Origin of the sequence: Candidatus Izemoplasma sp. (assembly GCA_036172455.1) — a bacterium.
Taxonomy (GTDB): domain Bacteria; phylum Bacillota_I; class Bacilli_A; order Izemoplasmatales; family Izemoplasmataceae; genus JAIPGF01.
This window is the reverse complement of the sequence record JAXKVY010000001.1, coordinates 546125-571536: the sequence shown is the minus strand read 5'-3', so window position 1 is coordinate 571536 and position 25412 is coordinate 546125. Positions and strand designations below refer to the sequence as shown.

The following is a 25412-nucleotide window of genomic DNA, read 5'->3' as shown; positions in this document are numbered from 1 at the left end:
CTTTAAAATCTTGAGGGTATCGATACCCTTTTCCTTTAGCCATAAGTAAAACCTCCTTTCCTTATTCTATCATAAAGATTAGATTCTTACTTACACTGTCTACTAAACTATACTAACACCAGCCAAAAGATTTAAAGAAGAATGAGAAAACCGTTCTAAGTAGGGGAAACCTATAAGAACAAACTAGTGCAAGAACAATTATTCTCTTATAAAAGAGCTAATTAAGGGTGTTCTTGTAAACAGTAAGTTGCGATCATTATTCAATAGCTCTTAGAACCTAAATGTAATTATTAAGTTTGACATCACTCCTCTCTAAGAGAATCCCCATGGACAAAATTCATCTTGCCGCTTATAATACAACCAACAAGATAAGATTCATACGCATCTTTGTTAAGATGTTAACCCTGTTTACTATTAATGAATTTTACACATTCTCCTAAAATAATATATATATTGATTACCTAATATCTATGGAGCATATTCTTGGCTTCATAAATAATTTAAAAAGGAGAATCGCAATGCAACAATTAGAAGAAACAGTTTCAAGTTTATTAGGACAACTAATGAATACAGAGAATGATCCTATATCTCAAGAAGAGGATTCATTAAAAATGACACCACAGATGTTACAGATGATAATAACCGCTGTAGTAAATGGATCACAAACAAGTAGCGAGGCAAGTAAGGAAAAGGAGGTAAAAGATTTGCCGAAGCTAAAAGAGGGTACAATCCGTTACAGAAAAGATGGACGCTACGAAGGTAGATATATGTGTGATGGTATGCAAAAAAGCGTGTATGCTAGAACTCAAAAAGATTGTATCAATAAATTAAAAAAAGCGATAAGAGAGCGTGATAAAAGAGAAGAATCACAGAAGTCCTATCGCAACATTACATTAAACGACTGGTTCGATAAGTGGATCAATACATTTAAGACAAACATCAAAGAACAGAGTAGAACAGAAATAACGACTAGATATAATAACTATATCAAGCCTGTCTTAGGATTTAGAAAAATTAAGACTCTAACAACGCTTGATTTACAAGAGTGTTTAAATGATATCTTTTATAAGAGTGTTAGAAAACGTGCTTACAGAGAACTAAAAGCCATCTTCAATAAAGCCCAAGTAACCGACATTATAACTAAGACCCCAATGTTAGGGGTGGAAGATTTAACAAAGAAATCAGCTAAAAAGACTAAGGTTCTCTCGCAAAAAGAACACAAAGCATTTTTAACGTTCCTTCAGAAAGAAAGAGAAGAACTAAGATACGTTGTTGAACTTGTCTCTTATACAGGTTTACGACTTGGAGAAGTCTGCGCCCTAGAATTATGCGACATAGACTTTAAGAACAAAACAATAACAATTAACAAGTCGATGAACAAGCGAACCAGTGAAATAGGTCCACCAAAGACAGAACAATCGAATCGTACGATACCACTAATGGCACCTGCTGAGAAGTCTATAAGAGAATACATTGAGATATACGAACCAGAGAATAGACTGTTTAATCAGTTCACATCGTCTAATCTCTCCAACTCAGTTAGATACTATGCGAAGAAGTATGGGTTAGATGGTATATCAATACACTCATTTAGAACATATTTCGTCAGTTTGTGTGCCACATTAGGTATTGATCTTAAGGTTAGACAAAAGTGGGCTGGACATAAAGATGCTCGTATCACGAATGATGTGTATACGCGTATACAGCCTTCTCTAGAGCTCAAATCGGTTCAAAAGTTTAACGAGAACACTATCTAAGCGACCCTAAATTGACCCTAAAAATGATGGTACTTGATTGGTCCGTTGGTTTCAAAGTACGTTTATCCAAATAAAAAAACCTAGTATTAGACTAGGTTTAGAGTACATTTGGTGACCCGTACGGGATTCGAACCCATGAATGCATGCGTGAAAGGCATGTGAGTTAAACCGCTTCTCCAACGGGCCAGTTAACAATGCTTAATCATTATAACAACGCCATATAAAAATGTCAATAGTGACCCATAAATAAAAATAAAAAAACGGACAAATTGTCCGTTTTTATTGATTAAATGGCGGAGTAGGAGAGATTTGAACTCTCGCGCCGCGTAAACGACCTATACCCTTAGCAGGGGCACCTCTTAAGCCACTTGAGTACTACTCCAAATGTCAGCCCTTATATAATATAATATTTTGGGCTAACTGTCAACAGCAATAAGCTGATTTTTTAATTTGTATAAGGGGCGTTTTCTTTAAGCATTGTGAGTTGCAAACGATGTCGTTTTAAGTCGACTTCCTTTACCCATACAGTGACAACTTCACCAACACTTACGACATCTAATGGATGTTTCACATACTCCTTGGATAATTGCGAAATATGCACTAACCCATCATCCTTAACTCCACAATCCACAAAGGCACCAAAGTCAACAACATTACGTACTGTACCTTTTAATTCCATACCTGGTTTTAAGTCTGATAATTTTAATACATCACTACGTAAGATTGGTGCTGGTGCATCATCACGTGGATCACGTAATGGAGCAACAAAGGCATCCATAATATCTTCTACGGTATTAAGTCCTGCATCAACCTTTTTCGCAATTTCTTTTTTATTCATTGTATGAAATTTTAGTTTTAAAATAGGATTCCCTAAATCATCTGTATCAAGTGATAGTTGTTCCATTAAACGTTCTGCTAGTGCGTAACTTTCAGGGTGAATTCCAGTTTTATCAAAGAGCTTATCTCCCTCTAAAATACGTAAGAATCCCGCGGCCTGTTCAAAACTTTTCTCACCTAAACGTGGTACTTCTTTTATCTCTTCACGGCTTTTAAACTCACCGTGTTCTTCACGATATTTTACAATGTTTTCAGCAGTTGTTTTATTTAATCCAGCAACATGTTGTAATAGTTGCGCTGATGCTGTATTGACATTAACACCAACCTGGTTAACAACTGTCTCTACAACAAAGTCTAACGAATCAGTTAACTGTTTTTGTGCGACATCATGTTGGTACTGTCCAACACCAATACTTTTTGGATCGATTTTAACAAGTTCACTTAAAGGATCTTGTAAACGCCGAGCAATACTAACTGCGCTACGTTCTTCAACTTGCAGTTCAGGAAACTCATCCTTCGCTAATTCACTGGCACTATATACACTTGCACCAGCTTCGTTTACGATCACATAATATATTTTACGCCCTAATTCTTTCTCAACATATTTGATCACATTGATAATGAATTGTTCGGTTTCTCTTGATGCCGTTCCATTTCCAATAGCGATGATGTCGATATCATATTTCTTAATAAAATTAGCAACTTTAAGACCGGCTTTATTTCGGCGTTCTTGACTAACTTTCTCACCGGGGAATTTTTGGTGTGGATAAATAACATCCAAATCAACCATTTTACCCATTCTATTAACAACGGCTAACTTGCAGCCCGTTCGGTATGCAGGATCCACTCCTAAAACCATTTTATCTTTCATTGGCGGTTGTAATAATAAACTCCGTAAGTTTTCACTAAAGATATGAATCGCATTTTGATCAGCTTTCTCCGTTAATTCACTTCGTAACTCACGTTCAATAGAGGGTTGAATTAAGCGTTTATACGCATCTTGGATTGCTTCCTTGATATACGGTACCACAATTGATTTAGGGTCTTCAATTACTTTGCGTTCTAAGTAGGTAAAGATACGGTCTGTATCCATCGTAACTTTTACTGTAATAATTTTTTCTTTTTCGGCACGATTTATTGCCAATACGCGATATAGCTTCACATTAGTAAGGGGTTCTTTGAAGTCATAATAAATCACGTATGTTTCGCCTTCATCTTTGGCATTTTTCTTTTTAGATGTTTCTAATAAGCCGTCTTGAAAAGTAACATTACGAATCCACTTTCTAAAGGTTGAATTGTCACTGATCTCTTCAGCAATAATATACTTCGCACCTTCAATCGCGTCTTCAACAGTTTCCACTTCATCATTGATGTATTTCTTCGCCTCTTCATCTACATCACCTTCTGCAGGAAAGCTCTTAAGGTAGTCTGCGAGTGGTTCAAGACCTTGCTTTTTCGCCATCGTCGCTTTGGTTTTCTTTTTCTCTTTAAAGGGACGATATAAATCTTCTACATCAACCAGTTTCTCAGCTTGTAAAATCTCTTGTTCTAATGCATCCGTTAACATACCTTTTTCATCAATTAAACGGATGACATCTTCTTTACGTTGTAATAAGTTTTGTTTATATTCGTATGCTTTATGAATTTCACGGATTTGTTCTTCATCTAAAGCCCCTGTTTGCTCTTTACGATACCGCGCGATAAATGGTACAGTATTGCCATCATCTAATAATTCTAGTACCGTCTTAACTTGTTTACGTGTCACATCAAGTTGTTTCGTTATCTGGGCTAATACATGCTTATCTAATTCCATCGTTAATACTCCTCTCTAACTATTAAAAAAGCCTTAGTAAGGCAATTTTAATCCAATCCCTCTTGCACAAATTATTTTGCTTCTAGATTAATATTTGCCATGACGGTTTGCACATTTTGCACACCTGTCTGCAAATTAATGACAACACCATTTCTTACATGTAAGATTCCTGGTGTACCTGTCAGTCCAGGATAGTTATTACTCCCAGAAACATTATTAACATCTGCAAAATAGACTTTCATATTGGCTGCGTTACTTTCTGCAAAAGTAAAAACATCCTCCTGAATTTGCTGACATGCTGCACAGCTTTCTGAATAGACATATACGAGATACTCACTTTCAGGTTGCTGGGGAAACGCTTGGTAAGAATCAATATGATCAAATGAATCATAGTCTGTACTTTGATTTACCGCATCATAAACAAATAATGCTAAAACCAAAACAGCAAAAATACCTGCAAATGTTACCCCTAACTTTAGTAAGAAATTATCTTTTTTTCTAACACTTTTATAACTTGCCATATTATCACTCCTAGCTCTTAATATTGTAACGAATAATAGGGCATTATGCAAGTCATAAATACTACCGTTCTGATTAAGGTTTTTATAAAGGCGTTAAACTCATAAAAAAACTCAAGCCATCACTATTGGCTTGAGTTTGACTTATGTCTCTTTGATACATATCGCAATCGCATATTGTCTTGAATGAGAGATACTTACACTAACGGTATCCTCTGGATGGTATGCACTTTTTATATAGGGTGCTCCGTAATGATCATTGAGTATACTTACATCACTAAAATTAAGTTCTTGATCAAAACTCTTATACACTTTGGTATAAGCCTCTTTGGCTGCGAAACGTCCTGCTAAAAAAGATAATTTTCTATCAGTATGGCTAATCCTTTGATAAATATTGATCTCCTCTTCACTCAAAACACGTTCTATAAAGCGATCACTCAGCCGTTCTTTAATTTCTTCAAACTCAACAATATCAATACCTACATTACTCATAATCCATTTCCTCCATAATTTCAGTGGCCAATTCATTAATATTGCGAAAGCGGTGATTTAATGCCGATTTACTGACTTTTTTACCAATCAAATCTTCACTCAATTGTGAGAGTTCTTTTAATGATGATTCAGGATATGATTTGCGTAATTTTATAGCTTCCTGAACACTTTTATTTAATGTCGAAATATCAAGCGTGTTTTCTAATATACTGATACTTTTTAATTGTTTATTCGCCGCCTCAAGTGTTTTATTTTGATTCGCAATATCCATATTCATAACCCGTGTAATGGAATTAACAAAATCCCGTTTAATTCGCTCATCTTCATAGGTGAACAATGCACTTGTCGCACCTGTTAATCGGAGAAAATCAGATATTCTTTCAGATTCTTTTATATAGGCAATATATCCGTTTTTACGTGAAATGTATTTTGCATTTAAATCAAAATAATTTAGCAATGACATAATCGCTTGTGCATGGGCTTCATAATTTGTATGAATTTCTAAGTGATAGCTAGATGATCTGGGAGAATTAATCGATCCTGCGGCTAAAAAAGCACCTCTTAAATAAGCTTTCTTACAACAATCCTTAACTAACAAAGGATCTTTCATCATATTATCATAATCATCCATTAAACCACATTCATGAACAATAGTATTGGCTTTATGAGCGACCTTAATAATATAAATATCATTTTTTTGAAGTTTCATTTGTTTCTTTGATAGTAACTCAACTTCTGTTTTGTATAGTCGTTTAACGCGCTCTACAACATGCCGCGCGACGCCAATATTCGTTGTATGAAAATCAATTCTCACACCGTTACTCGATATCGTAACTTCACCATTGATACGCAGTAAAGCAGCAAGTTCTGCTAGCTCGCAACAGGTATTGGCTTTTACGGTTATTAGTTCACTTTTTACATTTGTTGCAAAACTCATACTATCACACTCAATCTTTGATAACCCATTATAACATGGCTATATATTGATGTCTATCAAATCAGGGTTACTTCGTAACATCTAGATACACTTCACCATCTTGTAACTCAATAATGCAATCTGCTTTTTCAGCAACAGTCCGATCGTGAGTGATGACAATAAATGTTGTTTTATACTTTTCATTAATGTCTCTTAATAACTTATATACTTTTTCAGTTGTATCACTATCTAAGTTTCCCGTTGGTTCATCTGCTAAGATGATGTCTGGTTGATTGATTAATGCACGGGCGATAGCTGTCCGTTGTTGTTGTCCACCACTCATATTATTGGCTAAATTATGTTTAACTTTCTCAAGTCCGACCAAATCCGTTAATTCGTTGGCACGATCCTTGAGCTCATTAGTTATAGGCTCGCCACTAATTTGCACAGGCATTAAAACATTTTCATAAGCTGTAAACTCAGGCAATAGATAATGAAACTGAAATACAAATCCCATCGTTTGATTACGTAATTCAGCCAAATGATTGGGATTTAAGTCGTTTGTGTCGACGTCGTTAATAAAGACTTGGCCGTTTGTTGGTTTATCAAGTGTTCCTAAAATGTTTAATAATGTAGATTTTCCACTACCAGATTGGCCAATAATAGAATTAAAGCTTTCTCGTTCAAATGATAGATTAATATCTTTTAAGGCATGCGTTTTAACTTTCTCTCCATAGACTTTATCAATCTTTTTTAAAATAATCACATTATCCATTTTTAATCACCTCGATAATACTAATATTACGTGATCGTAATGCTGGGAACAGCGAAGCTAAGGTTGCTGCTGTCAATGCAATAAATCCACTCAATGCAATAAACTGAGGATCTATGTATAAATTAACTACAGGAGACCCGTCAGGGTTTACAGCAAACTGTGTAAAGGCATAACTAAGACCTAATCCTAGTCCAATACCCCCATGGCACCCAAGATCCCTAAAATCATACCTTCATAAAGAAAAATAAGACTCGCTGTTCTGTTTTTAATACCCATAGCTTTCAAAATACCTAATTGTCTTGATTTTTCCAAGACCGTTATGGCTAACACACTACTAATCCCTAATACCACTGATAATGTTACAAAAACTTGAATCATAATGCTAGAGACACTTTGCCCTTCTAATCCACTTAATAAATCAGCGTTTTCTTCTTTCCAATTCGATACTGATAACTTATCCCGACCAATATTGTCACTGATGTCTGTCGCAATGGTGTCAGCTAAAAAGACATCATTAACTTGTATTTCTAAGGCACTAATGACATCTGTCTGTCCTAAGAGTCCTTGTAATGTAGGTAATGTCATCGCTACACATGATTCATCGATAGCTGTCACATTAAACTGATAGCTTCCGCTAATTGTGACTTCTTGTGATCCAACCAAGGGCACCTCAAGTGTAACCGTATCGCCAACTGAGACACCAAGTTCTTCTAATACTGGTTCCCCAACAATAATCTCATTATCATTATAGGGTATAATACCTTCAGTTAGTCCATCATCCCATCCATAGATTTCGTTGGATAAATTAAAATCAAATGCACGCATAAGGATTGGTGATGAGGTGTTTCCTTTAATCATAGTTCCTGGTTGATCTAATGCGTAAGATGCCACTGTTATATCCTCGTCAATCGTTAAAACATCTTCTCTTAAAGCGATGTAATCCTCGATATAGTTTTCTTCATTTTCATTTGTGATGGTTATTTGCGAGCGATTACCAATAGTAGAATCGACTAAATCAATTTGTAATCCTTGGATTAAACTACCAATAAATACTTGAACACTAACCCCAACAGCAATTCCTAATGCGATGAGGATTGTTTGGCCTTTACTACTCCATAAAAAGCGTAAGGCAATACGTAAAGGTAGCATTATTCTATCCCCTTTACCAGCGCTTCAAAATCAGCAAATGTCCATAATATCTTATCCGGTTCAATTAAAGTGTCAGCATCCTTTGATGAAAAGGCTCTGCCCCCCACATAGATTTTGATGTCTGGATTAATCACTTTTACCGCATCTACAAGATGTTTTGTTACAGATAAATGATATCGATTTGTAACGCTTAATGCTAAGATATCTAGTTTTTCTTCTTTAATGGCTGATATAATCACATGTAACGGTGTATTTGCGCCAATGTAAATTGATTCATAGCCTACTAAATAAAAGAAATCTGTTGCCATTCTAGCCCTAATCTCGTGATATTCTTCTGTCGGACAGACAACAAGCACTTTTTTATTTAATGACTGATAATCGTTATTTTTAAACATCTCTTCAAGATGCACATACATCGCTTCAATGATTGTTCTTACAATATTAGTGCGAATATGTTCTTGCCAAATACATGCCAGATCATCTATACCACAATCAATATCATTTAACACAGGTTCTAATACATGTTCATATAATGTAATAATGTCAATTTTACCGTTCTTTACCATATCTAATGCCATATGCACTGCTTTAGACTTTTTAGCTTGTTTAATCGTCTCATATAATGCTTTATATTCTTTTTTCATCTCAATCCTCCTCCTTGTTATTACAACATATTTTATCTCTCTTACATATAAAAATGACCACCCTATATTAGGTGGTCATTTTTGTATATATTATTTGTTTTTCTTATCTAACTCTTTAATATAATGAGAAATTTGTACAGCAGCAATCGTTCCATCTGCGGCCGCAGTGATAATTTGACGCAGTTCTTTATCAATCACATCACCAATCGCAAATATACCAGGAACTTTTGTCATCATGTGTTCATTAACTTCGATATAACCCCAATCATTTTGGATATCTAAGTCTTTAACAAATGGTGCTTCTGGGACATTTCCAATAAAGACGAAGGCACCTTCAACATCTAAGACTTCTTCCTCTTTTGTTTCAACGTTACGGATGGTAACACTTTCTAATTTCTCTTCACCATCAAACGATGCGATTTCGTACCCTAATTTAAAGTCCATTTTACCCGTTTCTTTTGCTTCATCAACTGCTTTAGCGTCTGCTTGTAGATCCGGCAAAATATTAACAACCGTAATATGGTTTACTGTCTTTGATAAGTAAACAGCTTCTTCAATTGCACTGTTTCCTCCACCAACAACAACAATATCTGTGTCTTTAAAGAATGCTCCATCACAGATTGCGCAGTAGCTGACACCTTTTCCACTTAATTCCTCTTCGCCAGGTGCACCTGTTTTACGTGGGTTTGTTCCAGAAGCAACAATAACTGTTTTTGTTTCATAGACATCTCCAGATGCGGTATGAACTTCTTTCACGTCACCTTTATCAACGATATTAGTAACCTCGCCATAACGATATTCAACACCGAGTTCTTGTGTGTGGTTAAACATTTTTTCAGATAACTCAAAGCCTGTGATTTTTCCAGTACCTGTATAGTTTTCAATCTCCCAAGTTGACATCATATTTCCACCTGGGGCACCTTTTTCTAACATGACTGTTTTTAAGTTTGCACGTTGAGTATAAATAGCTGCGGTCATTCCACCTGGTCCAGCTCCAATAATAATTACATCAAATTTTTCCATTTATCTCACCTCGATTTTTAATTATAACGCTTTTATGTCTTTTTGTTCAGTATTTTGCTTAACAACATCCATATAATACTTCGGTTTTAAAACCAATCTACTATAGAAGAGGTATCCAATACCCCCTAAAATCATCAGGATAGATATGACTTGTGCCGTTCGTATGTTGGTATTTCCAATATACAGACTATCGGTTCGCATTGCTTCGATAAAATAACGACCTGTTGAATACCAAATAAGGTAAAATGCAAGGAGTTCTCCACGTCGTAACCATTTTGTCCGGCGAATAATAATCACTAGGATGAAGCCTAATATATTCCACAATGATTCATATAAAAATGTTGGATGATAATAGTTATATAGTTCATAATTTTGCGCGCCTTCAATTAATGATCCAACGTGTCCTGGGTCTCCTGTTTCTGCTTCAATTAGCATATTGTTTGTTATAAAGTCAGGTAACCGTAACGTTTCTTTTAAAAACGCCCGTTGCTCATCTAAACTTAATGCGGGTTGTCCACCTTCTGTACCACCAATAATGCCACCGTGCGCTTCTTGATTAAAGAAATTTCCCCAGCGGCCACTGGCTTGTGCAATTAAAAATCCAGGAACCATGATATCAAAAGCACTCAGAATGTTAATGCCTTTATGCTTTGTATACACATAAGCACTAATAAACGCGGTAAAGAAACCACCATGGATTGCGAGGCCCCCATCTGTGATACGTAATATCGCTATAATATCCCATGCGTAACGTTCCCATTCAAAGATGACATACCATAATCGGGTTCCTAAGATGGATAAAGGAACAATGATTAAAACGCCATCGAGTATATCATCAGATGAAATTCCAAGTCGTTTTCCTTCTCTTAGTCCTAATATAATCGCTATAACAATTCCTAACATGATCATAAAACTGTATTTGTACCACTGAATAAATCCTAGATCTAGTAAAACATTGCTTATTGGGTCATAAATATGTGTCATTCGTCGTCACTTTCTTTCTGTCGGCTTTGTAAGTTCATTTTAACGGCTTCAGCAAATTCTTGAGCTGAGTTTTCACCTAAAAATTTTAATCGTGCATTTACGGCGGCTACTTCTACTAATGAAGCGACATTACGTCCCTCAGAAATCGGTAAAACCACATGCGAAATTTCGGTATCAAAGAAGGTTAAGGTGTTATGATCTAACCCTAAACGATCGTATGAATTCTTTTCATTCCACGGTTCTAAGTCAATCACTAACATAATCTTTTTATTCTCTTTAAATGCTTTTACCCCATATAACTTAACAATATTGACAATCCCAATCCCACGTATTTCTAAATACTTGCGTAACATCTCTGGCGCTTCACCAACGATAATACCAGGTTCACGCTGATACATATCAACTCGGTCATCAGCAACTAATTGGTGGCCACGTCTAACAAGTTCTAAGGCAACCTCACTCTTACCAAGGCCACTTTTTCCTCGGATTAACACGCCAACGCCACTAATATCAACAAGAGTCCCATGAACACTTAATCGTTCTGCTAATTTACTATTTAAATACTCAAATAAACTACTAATTAAGGCACTTGTTTTATTGTTGCTATGGCAAATCGGAATATTGTATTCATTCCCTTTACGAATAAATATTTCTGGTATTTCAGTATTTTTAGAGAAAATAAACATTGGCGGCCGTTTTTGGAATAACATATCAACACGGATCTCTTGATCGTTTTCAGTTAACCACCAGAAGAATGTCACTTCTTTTGAACCAAATACTTGGATTCTGTCATATTCATAAAAATCAAACAATCCAGCGAGTTCAATTCCTGGTCGTGATACTTGAGCGCGCCTTACTTCGCCATTAATACCCCCTTCACCACTTCTTAAATCCAACTTATGATCTGTAATAATATCGTTTACTGTTAACATCGGATCACCCTCTTAATCCTTGTCTTAAATACCGTCTAATCATCAGCCCCACACCATAGCGTAATGAAGCAAAGATTAAGACGAAAAAGACAAGTAATGTTTCATTAACAAAGCGGAATGAGTCGATAAAAATATATCGATCAATCGCATAAAATATGAAGACATAGGCAAAATAGAAGATTGTGCCAAATGTTCTTAAGACCCATTTAAAATGGTGTGAGAATATATACACCTTAAGCATGGTCTCTATGATCGTAAATACCCCTCCGACTGCGAAGACAATCAGTATTGAATCATACGATGCAAAGTTGAATACTTCAATCACAAGAAAAATTAAAGTGACATTCAGTAAATAGCTAAACAGGAAATTAATGAACTGATTGGCGTGGTACACTCCGCCAAACTCAAGGGCAAATACACGGGGTTTCCCCCCTTTTTTATTGCCTTTTTGTTGTCGTTTAAGTTCATCCATGACGCGCTTTAAATCCTTCTCTAAGTCTTCTTTAGAGGGAGTCTTCTCATTTGATGTTTGTTTCTTTTCTTCTTCATTTGTCTTTTTTGTTTCTGTCGACTCTTCATCATGTTTTTCTTCATTGTCCATAGTCATCACCTCAGTTCAATACATGTTTTAAATATTGTCCAGTATAACTCTCTTTAACGGTTGTAATATGTTCTGGTGTCCCTGTCGCAATGACAGTCCCTCCCATATCGCCACCTTCGGGTCCTAAGTCCACAATATGATCAGCCACTTTAATAACATCTAAATTGTGTTCAATAATCACCACTGTAGCGCCTTTATCAACGATATGATTAATCACTTTTAATAAACGCTTAACATCATCAGAATGAAGACCTGTCGTAGGTTCATCTAAGATATATAACGTATTGCTTGTAATGCGTTTGTGTAATTCTCGAGCAAGTTTAACACGTTGTGCTTCTCCACCACTTAAATCTGTGGCTGGTTGGCCAATTTTGAGATATCCTAGTCCTACATTAACCAATGTATCTAGTTTTTTCTTAGCTTTAGGAATGTTTTTAAAAAACTCACTGGCTTCTTCAATCGTCATTTCTAACACATCACTAATGGTTTTTCCTTTATATTTTACTTCTAGCGTTTCTTTATTATAACGTGCTCCGTTACACACTTCACATGGTACATAAACATCCGGCAAAAAGTGCATCTCTATTTTAATTAACCCATCACCACGACACGTTTCACAACGCCCACCTTTGACATTAAAGCTAAAACGTCCTTTTTTATATCCACGTTTCTTTGCCTCATTGGTCATCGCATAGATGTCTCTAATATCATCAAATACTTTGGTATAGGTTGCCGGATTGCTGCGTGGTGTTCGCCCAATCGGTGATTGATCAATATTGATAATCTTTTCAAAGTCTTCTACACCTTCTAAGGCATCAAACTCACCTTGCGTTTGCTTTTTACGATATATCTGATTAGAGAGACCTTTATATAAACATTCATTAATCAAACTTGATTTTCCACTTCCACTAACACCTGTCACGACATTTAACAACCCTTTAGGAATATCGACATCGATATTTTTTAAGTTATTTTGTCTTGCGCCTTTTATCTTGATGTAGCCATTATCAGGTGATCGTCGCTTTTTAGGAATATCTATTTTCAAACGTTTTGATAAATACTTACCGGTTATGCTTTTGTCGTCTTTTAAGATTTCATCATAAGTCCCCTGGAAAGTAACATTTCCGCCATTTAAACCTGCGGCTGGCCCAATGTCAATAATTTGGTCTGCTTCCATCATTGTTTCTTCATCATGTTCAACAACAATTAAGGTATTTCCTAAGTCACGCATCTTTTTCAAGGTATGAATCAACTTACTATTGTCTCTTTGATGCAGTCCAATACTCGGTTCATCTAAAACGTATAAGACACCGGTTAATTGTGAACCTATCTGCGTTGCTAAGCGGATACGTTGACTTTCTCCACCACTTAAAGTTGCGGCTTGACGAGATAATGTTAAATAATTCAGTCCAACATTTTCTAAGAAACTGAGACGTTCAATGACTTCCTTTAGTACCATCTCACTAATTTGTGATTCTTGTTCACTCAGTTCAACATGATCAAAGAAGTGAATGATATCTTTAACACTATAGTCCGTAAGTTCTGAAATATCTTTACTCCCCACTTTAACACTTAACGCTTTGTCATTTAATTTCTTACCCTGACATACCGGACATGTTATTTCTGCCATTAACCCTTCAATCCACTCACGCATAAACCGTGATGACGTTTCTGTGTAGCGTCGTTCTAAGTTCGGGATAATACCTTCATAGCGTTCTTTATTAACATGTTGATAGCCTTTATCTTTTTTACCAAATTCAAACTGTATTTTATCTTTTGTCCCATAAAGAAATACATTCAAGTCTTTCTCTTTCATATCTTTTACTGGAACTGTTAAATCGATATTATAATACTCTGCGATTTGACGTATTTTTGCAAATCCGTAAGTATCTGTATTTTGCCATCCCTTAATAGCCCCTTGTTCTAAGGACTTGGTTTTATCAGGTATTAACAAATCGGGATCTATTTTACGTTTATGCCCTAATCCAGAACACTCTTCACATGCACCATATGGCGCGTTAAACGAAAATAACCGTGGTTCTAAATCACCGATACTAAAATCACATTTTGGGCAGGCATAATGCTCACTAAAGACATGTTCTTCGTCATTTATTAAAACGATTACTTTGCCATTTCCGTGCATTGCGGCAATCTCTAATGAGTCAAATAAGCGACTTCTCACACCGTCTCGAATCTTTAAGCGATCTACAACAACTTCTATAGTATGGCGTTTGTTCTTCTCTAAGTCAATCTCATCTTCTAAGTCCATTATCTCACCATTGACACGAACACGAACAAACCCATCTTTTTTTAACTCATCAAAGAGTTTGGCATGAGTACCTTTACGCTCTTTTGCGATTGGGGCTAAAATGATACAACGTCCCTCCGCTACATTAAGTACTTTATCTGTCATCTGTTCAATCGATTGTCCGGTGATTTCAATCCCATGAGTTGGACAAATAGGCCGTCCAATACGAGCATATAGTAACCGTAAATAATCATAAATCTCCGTTACCGTTCCCACAGTACTTCGGGGATTTTTTGATGTTGTTTTTTGATCGATACTGATGGCCGGGCTTAACCCTTCAATGCTTTCGACATTGGGTTTTTCCATATTCCCTAAAAACTGTCGTGCATAAGCACTAAGGCTTTCGACATAACGTCTTTGTCCTTCGCGATATATCGTATCAAATGCTAAAGAGGATTTCCCACTCCCACTTAGACCCGTCATAACAATAAACTGATTTTTAGGGATTGATAAATCAATATTCTTTAAGTTATTCTCTTTAGCGCCTTTTATTACAATGTTATTTAACATATATTTTCACCTAATCTATCCACGCCTTAAAGGTTGCTTCATCGATGATCTTTACACCAATGTTTTCTGCTTTATCCAGTTTACTTCCTGCGTCACTCCCAGCAAGGAGGACATCGGTGTTTCCACTAACAGATGATGTCACTTTTCCACCAAGTTGTTCAATTAACGTTTTGGCTTCTTTACGTGTGTACATCTCAAGCTTACCTGTTAAAACAAACGTTTTGCCTTCAAAACGATCATTGTTCTCTTGTTTTTTTGCACGATACTGAGTATTTACACCAAGTTCTTGCAACGTATCTATCATATCACGATGTGCTTGCTGACTAAAATAATTAACAACACTTTTTGCAATCACATCACCAATTTCATTAATGTCTTTTAAAGATTCTTCACTAGTTTCCATGAGTTGATTTATCGTTTCAAACTCAGCTGCTAAGACCCGCGAGACTTTCGCACCAACATGGCGAATCCCGAGTCCAAACAATAATACATCAAGATTATTATCCTTGCTTGCTTCAATGCTTTCTAACAATTTTTCAATGCTTTTTTGGCCGAAGCCTTCTTTTAATACCAACTCAGAACGGTGGTCTTTCAACCGATAAATATCAGGTATTGATCGAATCAAACCATCATTATAAAACTGTTCAATAATACGAGCTCCGAGTCCATCAATGTTCATAGCATCGCGTGAAACAAAATGAATTAATCCATTCATCCGTTTGGCATCACAGTTAGGGTTAACACAAAAGTATGCGGCTTCACTGTCTTTGCGTTCAATCGGCTTATTACATACTGGACAATGCGCAATCATTTCAAATACTTCTTCATTACCTGTCCGTCGTTCTTTGACAACACGGACAACCTCGGGAATGATATCACCTGCTTTTTGAATAACAACTGTATCGTACTGGCGAATATCCTTTTCTTTAATATAGTCTTCATTATGTAATGTCGCTCTAGCGACCATACTACCTTGTACTAATACTGGATTCAAGTTAGCCACAGGTGTAATTTGTCCCGTACGTCCCACTTGGAAAACAATATCTTGTATTTGTGTTAATACTTCTTCAGCAGGGAACTTATATGCAATTGCCCATTTTGGGCTCTTTGCGGTAACACCAATGTCATCATAAAGACGAATATCATCGACCTTAATAACAACTCCATCAATATCATATGATAACGTATCACGTCGTTCTGTCATCTCTTCGACAAAAGTAATAACCTCATCAATAGTATCGAACCGTTCAGTTAATGGGTTTACATGAAATCCTAATTTTTTCGCAAACATTAAGGCATCATAATGACTTGTAATCCCATGTTTTAATGGTGCCATAATGCTATATATAAACATATCTAATTCACGTTTTGCGGCGATTTTACTATCTAATTGACGAATACTACCACTTGCTGCATTACGCGGATTCATAAACGGTGCTTTTCCTGTTTCTTTTCGGCGTTTATTTGCTTTCTCAAAAGAACGCTTAGACATAAAAATTTCACCACGTACTTCAAGATCATCAGGATACTCTATTGTTAATGGGATTGAACGGATGGTCTTTACGTTATGTGTGACATCTTCTCCTACTGTTCCATTTCCCCGTGTTGCGGCTAAGACAAATTTACGATTCTCGTACTGTAATGCCCCAGCGAGTCCATCAATTTTCACTTCAGCCGTATATTGTTGTTTTCCTACCACTTTTTGAATACGCTTATCAAAATCATATAAATCCTCTTTATTAAAGGCATTACTTAGACTCATCATAGGAATATCATGTGTGACTTTTTCAAATGAATCTAATACGGTATCCCCAACACGCATAGTTGGAGAATCTTCCCGTTTTAAATCAGGATACAGTGTTTCAAGCTGTATGAGTTCATTCATCAACGCATCATACTCTTGGTCTGTTACACTTGGATTATCTTGTGTATAGTATTCATAGTTATATTGTTTAAGTTGTGAGATGAGCTCATCTATTCGCTTTTTAACATTCATAATATCACTTCCAATTGTCTATATTATATCACACTATTACTATTTTTTCTTGATTGCAGGATGATCCTTTAAGAGTTTTTTAATCCCTACGCCATGACTAAACGCAATGACACATTGTTTACCAGCAACACTTACAACAACACCATCTCCAAACGTCTTATGGGTAACCTTATCCCCTTTATTTAGAGTGTTTTCACTATAGGTATCGAGTGTTTCTTTACGTTGTTTTATAAATTGGTTTTTGGCGTTATGTGTTTTACTTTTTGTCTGATTAAATTGATGATGTTTGCGGACATATCCTTCATAATCTAAATACTTCTCTGGAATTTCTTTTAGAAATGGACTATCCATGTTTTGATTTGTTTGTCCATATGTTTGTCTAACACTAGCATTCGTTAAGTAGAGGTTCTCTTGGGCTCTTGTGACACCAACATACATCAATCGACGTTCTTCTTCTAAATCTTTGGCGTTACCTAAACTTTGATATAACGGAAACATGCCTGTTTCAACTGCCACAATGAAGACAACACGAAACTCTAATCCCTTGGCGGCATGTAACGTACATAAGGTGACACCATCTTCAACATCTTCTTTCGTTTCTTCACTTTTTAAGGCAATGTCTTCTAAAACGAAAGAGAGTTGTTCTGTTTTATCAAATTCCTGATAGGTTTCACTCGTTTCTTTTAAAATGGTCTTTAACTCTAATATGTTTTCATAGCGAACATCACCTTTGTCGTCCTTCTTTAACATCTCAAGATACCCGGTTTCTTCTAAGATGGCATCAATGATGTCATCAATAGGCTCACTTTCTAGTCGTTCGTTTAAGTGGTGAATGATCTTTGAAAAGGCAGTTATATTAGCGGCTTGTCTTGAAGATAAAAATTCACCTGCTTGGTCTAAAGCATCGCTTAAAGGTAGTGTGTTCTCAGCTGCATAATCCATAATTTTTTCGATTGTTTTGGCCCCAATACCACGGCGTGGTGTCGCAATGATTCTTAAAAAACTGAACGCATCATCAGGGTTGATAATATATCTTAAATAGGCTGTAAAATCTTTAATTTCTTTACGTTTAAAGAAACTGGTGTTCCCAAAGAGTCTATAGGGCATTTGTTTTTGCATAAAGACTTCTTCAAATTGTCTAGAAGTACTATTAGCGCGGTATAACACCGCAAAATCATTATAATCATAGCCTTGTCTAATATGTTTTAAAATGGTAGTTGCGACATATTCAACTTCATCACGGCCTGTAGGCCCTTTATAATGAACAATCTTATCTCCATCTCCCTTCGTTGAAAAGAGATTCTTAGGAATCCGTGTTGAGTTATTTTTAATAATTGCGTTCGCCGCATTCAAAATGGTATTTGTAGAACGATAATTTTGTTCTAGCAAAACAATATGGGGGTGGCTAAACTCTTGTTTAAACCGTTGTATATTCCGAATATTAGCCCCTCTAAATGCATAGATACTTTGGTCCTCGTCCCCAACAATAAAGACATTTTCATTCTCATTGGTAAGTAATTTAACGAGTTCATATTGAACGTCATTTGTATCTTGGAACTCATCGACTAAGATATATTGAAATAATTCATGATAATAGGCTTTAATGGTGTCATGTTCTTTGAGTAAGCGAATAGTTAAAAGCAATAGATCATCAAAATCCACTAAGTTACTTTCTTCTAAATACGCCACATACTTGTCTTTTATGTTGCCGACAACTTCTTTAAGTGGCATTTCGATACTATCTAAAAACGCCGGATCTTGTTTTACTTTAAAAACAAGATTGCGCACTGTCTTTGGTGGAAAAAGTTTGATATCAACATTTTGTTTTTTGAGTAAATTTTTCACTAATTGCTTAGTATCATCATCATCGATAATCTGAAAATGTCGATCATAGCCAAGTAAATCAATATGTTCTCTTAAAATACGTGCACACATTGAATGAAACGTCGAAATCCACATATTTCTAGAGTACACACCAATTGCATCATAAATACGGTGTTTCATTTCTTCTGCGGCTTTGTTTGTAAAGGTAATGGCTAATATATTATTAGTGGGAACATTTAATTCATAGATTAAATAAGCGATCCTTTTTGTTAGGACGCTTGTTTTCCCACTTCCTGCGCCAGCAATTGCCATAACTGGTCCTTCTGTTTTTAGGACGGCTTCTCGTTGTTTTTCATTCAAGCCTTGTAATAATTCTTGCATCAAATCACCTGTAAAAAGTATATCAAAAAAAGCACTATATTAATAGTGCTTTAATCATAAATTTAGGATAACTTATACTGATATTTTTTAAGCGAAATACGCTGCTTATTAAATACAATGCCTTCTTGTAATAATAGATTTTTTTGACGATTACCCATCTCACCTGATAATGATATTTTACCTTGGCTATTAATAACACGGTGCCATGGAAGGTGGTATTTTTCACTCATACCATGTAAAATTCGACTAACTTGTCTTGCAGAACGGGGTTGTCCTGCTAGAGCAGCAATTTGGCCATAAGTCATCACGTATCCTTTTGGAATCATTTGGATAATGTGTATAACATCCTCGGTAAATGCTTGCATAATTATTTTTTTACTTTATATGATGAACGTAATGAGACCGTTCTATTAAAGACTAATACATCATCTGTACTATCTGGGTCTACGGTATAGTAGCCATTACGTGTGAACTGGAATGATTCACCAATATCAGGTGCCATATTTTCTTCAACATACCCCTTTTTAACAACCAGAGATTGTGGGTTTATTTTCTCATAAAACGGTATCTCTTCGTTATCAAAGTCGGTTACTAAGTCGTCAAATAAACGGAACTCAGCAGGTTTATTATGCGATGCGTCTACGAAGTGAATATTGCCATTTGGCTTCCGTTCTTTAAAACCTGATCCGCTTTTTGTATTCACATCATAGGTACAGTGAACTTTAATGATATTACCGTCATCATCACGAACTACTTTGTTGGCTTTGACGAAGTAGGCATGCATTAACCGAACTTCTAATCCTAATGATAAACGACGCCATTTCTTATTCGGTTTCTCTTCTAAGAAATCTTCTCGTTCAATATAGACATATTTGCTGAAGGGAATCATGCGTGATCCTAATTCTGGATTATCACGATTATTCGTGACCTCTAAATACTCAACTTTATCTTCCGGATAATTATCAATTTCTAATAATAGTGGTTCTGTAATAGCATTTGTTCGTAATGCATCAAAGCGGAATGTTTCACGAACAAATTGTTCTAACATTTCAATATCTGTTTCACCTTGGCTTTTTGGTAACCCAAGTGCTTTAATAAACTCTTGAATCGCTTTTGGAGGAATGCCTTTTCGGCGTAATCCGCTTAATGTAATTAATCTAGGATCATCCCAACCCATAACAGCATTATTATCAACTAACTGCTTAATGTAGCGTTTTCCCGTTACCGCATTACGAATATATAACTTACCAAATTCAATTTGCCGAGGAACATTTTCCATTTCACAATGTTCAACAACCCAATCATATAATGGGCGGTGATCTTCAAACTCTAAGCTACATAGACTATGTGTAATTCCTTCTATTGCATCTTCAATTGGATGAGCAAAGTCATACATAGGATAAATACACCATTTATCCCCCGTACGATGATGGGTTGCACGTTGAATCCTGTAAATGATAGGATCTCTCATATTCATATTTGGACTTGCCATATCTATTTTGGCTCGTAAGACTTTAGAACCATCTGGATATTCACCATTTTTCATGTTTATGAATAATGTTTTGTTTTCGTCAACTGAACGGTTACGGTATGGGCTATTTCTTCCCGGATTCTTTAAGTCTCCGCGATATTCACGGATTTCTTCACTATTTAAATCATCTACATATGCTTTTTTTCGTTCAATCAATAACATCGCACGGTTATACATTTCATCGAAATAATCACTGGCATAAAGTTCATTTTCCCAGTCGCATCCCAACCATTTGATATCCTCTTTAATCGCGTTAACAAACGAAATATCTTCTTTTGTTGGGTTGGTATCATCAAACCGTAGATTAAAATATCCACCATGATTTTTAGCCATAAAATAATTGGTAATAATTGCTCGTGCATGTCCTAAATGGAGAAATCCATTTGGTTCAGGCGGAAAGCGAGTAATGGCTTTGTCATGTTTTCCTTGTTTAATATCTTCTTCAATTATGGTGTTTACAAAGTTGTTCATTTCCATTCTTTTCACCTCTAAAAACAATCTATCAATAGTTTAACATAAAGTTATCTAAGAAAAAATGAGAACGTTACTTTTTCTCTATTTTTTCTTTTAATACGTTTAATAACGCAAGACTTTCTTCATACTGATGGGCGTTCTTTTTCTTAAGAAATCCAAAGAAAGTTGAATCTTCTAATAACGTTTCTGCGATATTATCAATTTCTAAATAATGATCATTCATATAACTTATAATGTCATCAATCGACTTAAATTTTTTCTTCTTAATACGATACTTGCGCTTTTGTGATGTTGTAGCCTTTGCGGCTATTTCCATCATATTAGATGGTGTCTTACTGTCTTTTGTCTTTTGTTTTTTCTTCTTTTTTTTCTTTTGCTTTGTCTTGGTTTTTATAGAATCTTTTTTTAATGACTCATCCGTATCAAAAAAACTATCAATATCGGGGATAACCTGTGTCGTCTTTGTGTCAACTTTACACGACGAAGCATCTCTATCGGCCCACTTGAACTTTAATTCTTGTTTTTTCTTAGCCATCTTATGCCCCTCCTTGTGTGGTTAACCCAATTGCGATAAACCCTATTGTCGCAAGTAAACTTAAAAATAGTAAGATGCGTAAATAGCGCATAAACCGCTTATGATATTTTGTCATTTTATCGAATCGGTTATTAATTGAGCGCACATAATTCTTAAATTTATCTAATAGTTTCTCAGGCCCGGCTAAGACAGCCATATCTAGTCCTGATTGTTTTGGGTCTTTCATAACAGTTTCTACATAATCTTCTAGGATACCCGATTGTTTTAAACGCGCGTTTTCCATATCATCTTTCCATTTTGTAAACATGCGTTTGGCATATTTACTTTTCTCGCCCCTAACATCTTTGATAAAGCGTTTAAAAAAGACATTGGCAATTGCATGTGTAAACAGTAAAAAGATTGTAACAACACCAAATAAACTATACCATGGTTGCTCGTATAACAACCCATTCAAACGCCTCACCATCCCTTCTAGAAAAGGAAACATAGCCGGTGTTAATGATTCGGGTGATTGATACAATAAAGCAAGAAATAATCCAAGTAAAACCGTCAATATAAAGGCTAAAAAACTTGGTTTCCGTTGCTTTTTAATTTTTTTGGGTAACAGTTCAACTAAGGTTTCTAAATCTTCCATTTGTTGGATTGATGCGTTTCGGTACGCTTCTATCCAACGATCAAATATATCATATAAAATACTTTCTTTTGTTAAAGGTTCAAAGGTATCCAGTTCGATAAAAGCTTTTAATGTCATCGGCTTATCTAAATCAACATGTGATACATAAAACTTATCGATTGTATCAATCTGCATAGGCCATGAAGATTGATATGCCAAAGGATTTTTGTACCGGGCGTCTTTGCTTGAATCATAAGTATAATAGGTTACTAACAAGTCTTTTAGCGTCCGTTGATTCACCAAGGAGACGTCATGAAAATCCTGATCAAATTCAAGAAACTTTTTAATCCGGTATTTTGTTATGTCATAGTTGTTTAATTCTAGTAGCAACATTAATTCTTCACCAGATGTCATTATATCCCTCCTAACGGATTAAACTCTTTACACATTGTGTAAAGGCGTCACTAAATAACTCATAGTCATCATCAGCCAACATGCGCATTGCTTCTATAGTAATATCACCATCATGATACATTTGTTCAAGCAAACTCTCATTCGCATTCTCGGGAATATTAAACGCAAACTGATCTCCCATCACGGCAATGACTTCTTTGGTTAATACATCATCTTCAACAGACTGATTGAGTTTAGCAAGAAACGTTTCCATTGTTTGTGTATCATATGTTATTGTCTCATTGTTTTCATCAATCATGACATATGCTTTGATCGCTACTTCACTCGTTAAATACTGCATATTGAAGAGCTCACTTAACAAGCCACTATCGCCTTCAGATTTCATGCATATATCAACTGTAGGATTAATCGGAGACGTTTCTCTACTTGCACACATTCTTGCCATATCATTAAATAACGCAGATAAGAGCGGTGTGTTTTGCATAGTATCGTAGACATCTAAATGGTATTTCATAACACTAATTCCAATCTTAACAACCATCGAGACATTACCTTCTATACTTGATGCAATATCTTTATAATATAAATCATATTCATCGACTAAAGATTTGGTTTGTGTTAATATCTCAGACACTTCTTGATACTCCTGAAATGCCTCATCAAAAAGCCCAGCTTCGTAATCATACTTATATTGCATAATAATCCATGAAACCTGTTCACCTTCAAAAAGCGTTGATACAACACGAAGTGCATTGTTGTCAAAATCATAAGTTGTCACTGTACTCGTATCAAACTGATCACAACGATGATTAGCATTTTCTAACTCATCGAGTGGCACATTGGCAATATTGTCTTCTGTACAACTTAGCCATAAGGTAAACACATCATACGTTTGAACACTCATTCTAACCTGATAGAGTTGTGTCTTTAGTGTATCATCATCAATTTGACTCTCAATATCATCATAATGTTCTTTAAAGCTCACAATAACAGGACTAATATCACCCTGATCTGGATTAAAGACAGTGCCTTCATTGAATTCTTCGACAAACCACTGAACCAATCCTCTATGATTATAAATCGCTCGACTTAGCGATGATAACTCATCTTTGATGTCTTCTTTATTTTGGTATCGATTGATAAACGCTTCTGCGTCAATAACTTCCTGAGAGACATTCTCTTCTGGATCAACAGGGACATTTGTTACACTAACTTCTTGATATGGATCTGGCTTTTCTATTGTTAAAACGGGTCTTTCATGATTAAATTCGTCAGTAAAGTCTGTACCAGTCTTAAACGCGTCTAATTTATCGTTTAAGTGATCTTCTAAATCACTCGTATACTGTTCTAAATCCGATATGTACTGATTGTATGCGACTTGATAATTATAGTTTTTAAGAGCTATTTCATAGGCGTCTATCGCATTCTCATGATCATTCATTATTTGCAAGGACATATCTAGTTTATCATCGAAGGCATTTTCTTCTTGTAACATTAATTCATATACAATCCTGTCATTTTGTTCATAGATAAGTGCGATCGAGACGCCAAAGTAATTAGATGGCATCAGCGCCGTACCATATAAATCAAAATATGCATCTTCAACGAGTTGTCTAGCTTCATCTGTCAACTCAGGATATACATCATTCATAAACTGTGCTTCATAAGAATCGCTAGCGCCAACATATTGTTGTTGATAGGTATATATCGCATCGTTATAGTACCCTTCAATCCCTTCAACACTTAAGAGTTGTTGAAACTCTTCTGCTTTATCCGCGAGATTTTTTATCGGTACAGCGGTTTCCGCTGTACGGGCAATCCGTGAAAATGGTGGGGGATGTTCTAAGACAAAGTTTGTCGCGTGTGCGTTGGTACCAACTAAATTCAGCGATAAGGCTGGTAAGATTAAAAAGTATATTAGAACATACCCATTAATAAAAGCAAAGATACCACCAATAATATTATTTTTCTTACCTAATTTAGCGCGCATGTTCTCATTTAATATATATTTCTTTGCATAAAGTGATAACAAGAAAATGATAAAAAATAATAAGAAATAGGTTATAAAATAAGCAATAAGCATGCCTAAGGTATATTTAAAAATGGGCGTCAATTCGGCAATAACTTCATAAAGTAATGTATTTGATAATGGGTCATATAAATATTTTGTAATATTTCGGCCCATATAATAAATAATCACAAAAGGTAAAATCAAATTGATAGAAAGCCGTATTTGTTTATGGCCACCTGAAAAATACCCATAGCAAATATAGGCTAACAAGATAAGTATAAGCACACTATCAAAATTAAACTGATAGGCGATTTCAGGTATTACATTAACAATCATAAGGTCCCTCCCATTGTTCTAAACTTGCAAGAAAAACC

General features: G+C 35.6%; 20 protein-coding genes and 2 tRNA genes. 1 reads left to right on the top strand and 21 read right to left on the bottom strand.

Going from position 1 to position 25412, the window contains the following annotated elements:
- Positions 1-518 precede the first annotated feature (518 nt).
- The gene (locus tag UMR38_02625; protein MEC9484754.1) at positions 519-1757 is read left to right on the top strand and encodes a tyrosine-type recombinase/integrase; all 1239 of its coding nucleotides are present in this window, start codon (positions 519-521) and stop codon (positions 1755-1757) included.
- 109 nt (positions 1758-1866) lie between these two features.
- Here the strand turns inward: UMR38_02625 and UMR38_02620 are convergent.
- The 21 genes from UMR38_02620 to UMR38_02520 form a co-directional block, all read right to left on the bottom strand.
- Positions 1867-1943, bottom strand: a tRNA-Glu gene (locus UMR38_02620).
- A gap of 105 nt (positions 1944-2048) precedes the next feature.
- A tRNA-Ser gene (locus UMR38_02615) sits at positions 2049-2139 on the bottom strand.
- Positions 2140-2202: 63 nt separating this feature from the next.
- Positions 2203-4407 carry a Tex family protein gene (locus tag UMR38_02610; protein MEC9484753.1) on the bottom strand — a complete coding sequence of 735 codons (2205 nt, stop codon included), beginning with the start codon at positions 4405-4407 and terminating at the stop codon, positions 2203-2205.
- Positions 4408-4478: 71 nt separating this feature from the next.
- On the bottom strand, positions 4479-4928 hold the full coding sequence (locus UMR38_02605; GenBank protein MEC9484752.1) for a thioredoxin domain-containing protein: 450 nt from the start codon (positions 4926-4928) through the stop codon (positions 4479-4481).
- A gap of 141 nt (positions 4929-5069) precedes the next feature.
- A complete protein-coding gene (gene acpS / locus UMR38_02600) occupies positions 5070-5417 on the bottom strand; it encodes a holo-ACP synthase (protein MEC9484751.1) in 348 nt (115 codons plus the stop codon).
- A complete protein-coding gene (gene whiA / locus UMR38_02595; protein MEC9484750.1) occupies positions 5410-6354 on the bottom strand; it encodes a DNA-binding protein WhiA in 945 nt (314 codons plus the stop codon). Before whiA ends, acpS begins: the two co-directional genes overlap by 8 nt.
- A gap of 67 nt (positions 6355-6421) precedes the next feature.
- The gene (locus UMR38_02590) at positions 6422-7108 is read right to left on the bottom strand and encodes an ABC transporter ATP-binding protein (protein ID MEC9484749.1); all 687 of its coding nucleotides are present in this window, start codon (positions 7106-7108) and stop codon (positions 6422-6424) included.
- 186 nt (positions 7109-7294) lie between these two features.
- Entirely contained in the window at positions 7295-8257 is a 963-nt protein-coding gene (locus UMR38_02585; protein ID MEC9484748.1) for an ABC transporter permease, read from the bottom strand.
- A complete protein-coding gene (locus tag UMR38_02580) occupies positions 8257-8901 on the bottom strand; it encodes a cobalamin B12-binding domain-containing protein (protein ID MEC9484747.1) in 645 nt (214 codons plus the stop codon). Before UMR38_02580 ends, UMR38_02585 begins: the two co-directional genes overlap by 1 nt.
- 90 nt (positions 8902-8991) lie before the next feature.
- Positions 8992-9924: an FAD-dependent oxidoreductase gene (locus UMR38_02575; GenBank protein ID MEC9484746.1), complete on the bottom strand. Its 933-nt coding sequence runs from the start codon at positions 9922-9924 to the stop codon at positions 8992-8994.
- 21 nt (positions 9925-9945) lie between these two features.
- Positions 9946-10908, bottom strand: a complete 963-nt coding sequence (gene lgt / locus UMR38_02570; GenBank protein MEC9484745.1) for a prolipoprotein diacylglyceryl transferase — start codon at positions 10906-10908, stop codon at positions 9946-9948.
- Positions 10905-11840: an HPr(Ser) kinase/phosphatase gene (gene hprK / locus UMR38_02565; protein ID MEC9484744.1), complete on the bottom strand. Its 936-nt coding sequence runs from the start codon at positions 11838-11840 to the stop codon at positions 10905-10907. Before hprK ends, lgt begins: the two co-directional genes overlap by 4 nt.
- Positions 11841-11844: 4 nt before the next feature.
- Positions 11845-12441, bottom strand: a complete 597-nt coding sequence (locus tag UMR38_02560; protein ID MEC9484743.1) for a hypothetical protein — start codon at positions 12439-12441, stop codon at positions 11845-11847.
- A gap of 10 nt (positions 12442-12451) precedes the next feature.
- Positions 12452-15259, bottom strand: coding sequence for an excinuclease ABC subunit UvrA (gene uvrA / locus UMR38_02555; protein MEC9484742.1), 2808 nt, complete (start codon positions 15257-15259; stop codon positions 12452-12454).
- Between the two features lie 10 nt (positions 15260-15269).
- Positions 15270-17255 carry an NAD-dependent DNA ligase LigA gene (gene ligA, locus UMR38_02550; GenBank protein ID MEC9484741.1) on the bottom strand — a complete coding sequence of 662 codons (1986 nt, stop codon included), beginning with the start codon at positions 17253-17255 and terminating at the stop codon, positions 15270-15272.
- Positions 17256-17294: 39 nt separating this feature from the next.
- The gene (locus UMR38_02545; GenBank protein ID MEC9484740.1) at positions 17295-19460 is read right to left on the bottom strand and encodes a UvrD-helicase domain-containing protein; all 2166 of its coding nucleotides are present in this window, start codon (positions 19458-19460) and stop codon (positions 17295-17297) included.
- 62 nt (positions 19461-19522) lie between these two features.
- Entirely contained in the window at positions 19523-19825 is a 303-nt protein-coding gene (locus UMR38_02540) for an MGMT family protein (GenBank protein ID MEC9484739.1), read from the bottom strand.
- Positions 19826-19827: 2 nt separating this feature from the next.
- Positions 19828-21468, bottom strand: coding sequence for a glutamine--tRNA ligase/YqeY domain fusion protein (locus UMR38_02535; protein MEC9484738.1), 1641 nt, complete (start codon positions 21466-21468; stop codon positions 19828-19830).
- 67 nt (positions 21469-21535) lie between these two features.
- Positions 21536-22000, bottom strand: a complete 465-nt coding sequence (locus UMR38_02530; GenBank protein MEC9484737.1) for a hypothetical protein — start codon at positions 21998-22000, stop codon at positions 21536-21538.
- Between the two features lies 1 nt (position 22001).
- Positions 22002-23027, bottom strand: coding sequence for a hypothetical protein (locus UMR38_02525; GenBank protein ID MEC9484736.1), 1026 nt, complete (start codon positions 23025-23027; stop codon positions 22002-22004).
- A 10-nt stretch (positions 23028-23037) separates the two neighbouring features.
- Positions 23038-25374, bottom strand: coding sequence for a CvpA family protein (locus UMR38_02520; protein MEC9484735.1), 2337 nt, complete (start codon positions 25372-25374; stop codon positions 23038-23040).
- Positions 25375-25412: the final 38 nt, after the last annotated feature.

What these genes read in the sequence shown, in the direction of transcription:
- UMR38_02575 (MEC9484746.1), bottom strand. Translation starts at nt 9,924, where the DNA reads ATGGAAAAATTTGATGTAATTATTATTGGAGCTGGACCAGGTGGAATG.
- UMR38_02540 (MEC9484739.1), bottom strand. Translation starts at nt 19,825, where the DNA reads ATGCAAGCATTTACCGAGGATGTTATACACATTATCCAAATGATTCCA.
- UMR38_02590 (MEC9484749.1), bottom strand. Translation starts at nt 7,108, where the DNA reads ATGGATAATGTGATTATTTTAAAAAAGATTGATAAAGTCTATGGAGAG.
- uvrA (MEC9484742.1), bottom strand. Translation starts at nt 15,259, where the DNA reads ATGTTAAATAACATTGTAATAAAAGGCGCTAAAGAGAATAACTTAAAG.
- acpS (MEC9484751.1), bottom strand. Translation starts at nt 5,417, where the DNA reads ATGAGTAATGTAGGTATTGATATTGTTGAGTTTGAAGAAATTAAAGAA.
- lgt (MEC9484745.1), bottom strand. Translation starts at nt 10,908, where the DNA reads ATGACACATATTTATGACCCAATAAGCAATGTTTTACTAGATCTAGGA.
- hprK (MEC9484744.1), bottom strand. Translation starts at nt 11,840, where the DNA reads ATGTTAACAGTAAACGATATTATTACAGATCATAAGTTGGATTTAAGA.
- UMR38_02560 (MEC9484743.1), bottom strand. Translation starts at nt 12,441, where the DNA reads ATGGACAATGAAGAAAAACATGATGAAGAGTCGACAGAAACAAAAAAG.
- UMR38_02520 (MEC9484735.1), bottom strand. Translation starts at nt 25,374, where the DNA reads ATGATTGTTAATGTAATACCTGAAATCGCCTATCAGTTTAATTTTGAT.
- UMR38_02545 (MEC9484740.1), bottom strand. Translation starts at nt 19,460, where the DNA reads ATGCAAGAATTATTACAAGGCTTGAATGAAAAACAACGAGAAGCCGTC.
- ligA (MEC9484741.1), bottom strand. Translation starts at nt 17,255, where the DNA reads ATGAATGTTAAAAAGCGAATAGATGAGCTCATCTCACAACTTAAACAA.
- UMR38_02625 (MEC9484754.1), top strand. Translation starts at nt 519, where the DNA reads ATGCAACAATTAGAAGAAACAGTTTCAAGTTTATTAGGACAACTAATG.
- UMR38_02610 (MEC9484753.1), bottom strand. Translation starts at nt 4,407, where the DNA reads ATGGAATTAGATAAGCATGTATTAGCCCAGATAACGAAACAACTTGAT.
- UMR38_02535 (MEC9484738.1), bottom strand. Translation starts at nt 21,468, where the DNA reads ATGGAAATGAACAACTTTGTAAACACCATAATTGAAGAAGATATTAAA.
- UMR38_02530 (MEC9484737.1), bottom strand. Translation starts at nt 22,000, where the DNA reads ATGGCTAAGAAAAAACAAGAATTAAAGTTCAAGTGGGCCGATAGAGAT.
- UMR38_02605 (MEC9484752.1), bottom strand. Translation starts at nt 4,928, where the DNA reads ATGGCAAGTTATAAAAGTGTTAGAAAAAAAGATAATTTCTTACTAAAG.
- UMR38_02585 (MEC9484748.1), bottom strand. Translation starts at nt 8,257, where the DNA reads ATGCTACCTTTACGTATTGCCTTACGCTTTTTATGGAGTAGTAAAGGC.
- UMR38_02580 (MEC9484747.1), bottom strand. Translation starts at nt 8,901, where the DNA reads ATGAAAAAAGAATATAAAGCATTATATGAGACGATTAAACAAGCTAAA.
- whiA (MEC9484750.1), bottom strand. Translation starts at nt 6,354, where the DNA reads ATGAGTTTTGCAACAAATGTAAAAAGTGAACTAATAACCGTAAAAGCC.
- UMR38_02525 (MEC9484736.1), bottom strand. Translation starts at nt 23,027, where the DNA reads ATGACATCTGGTGAAGAATTAATGTTGCTACTAGAATTAAACAACTAT.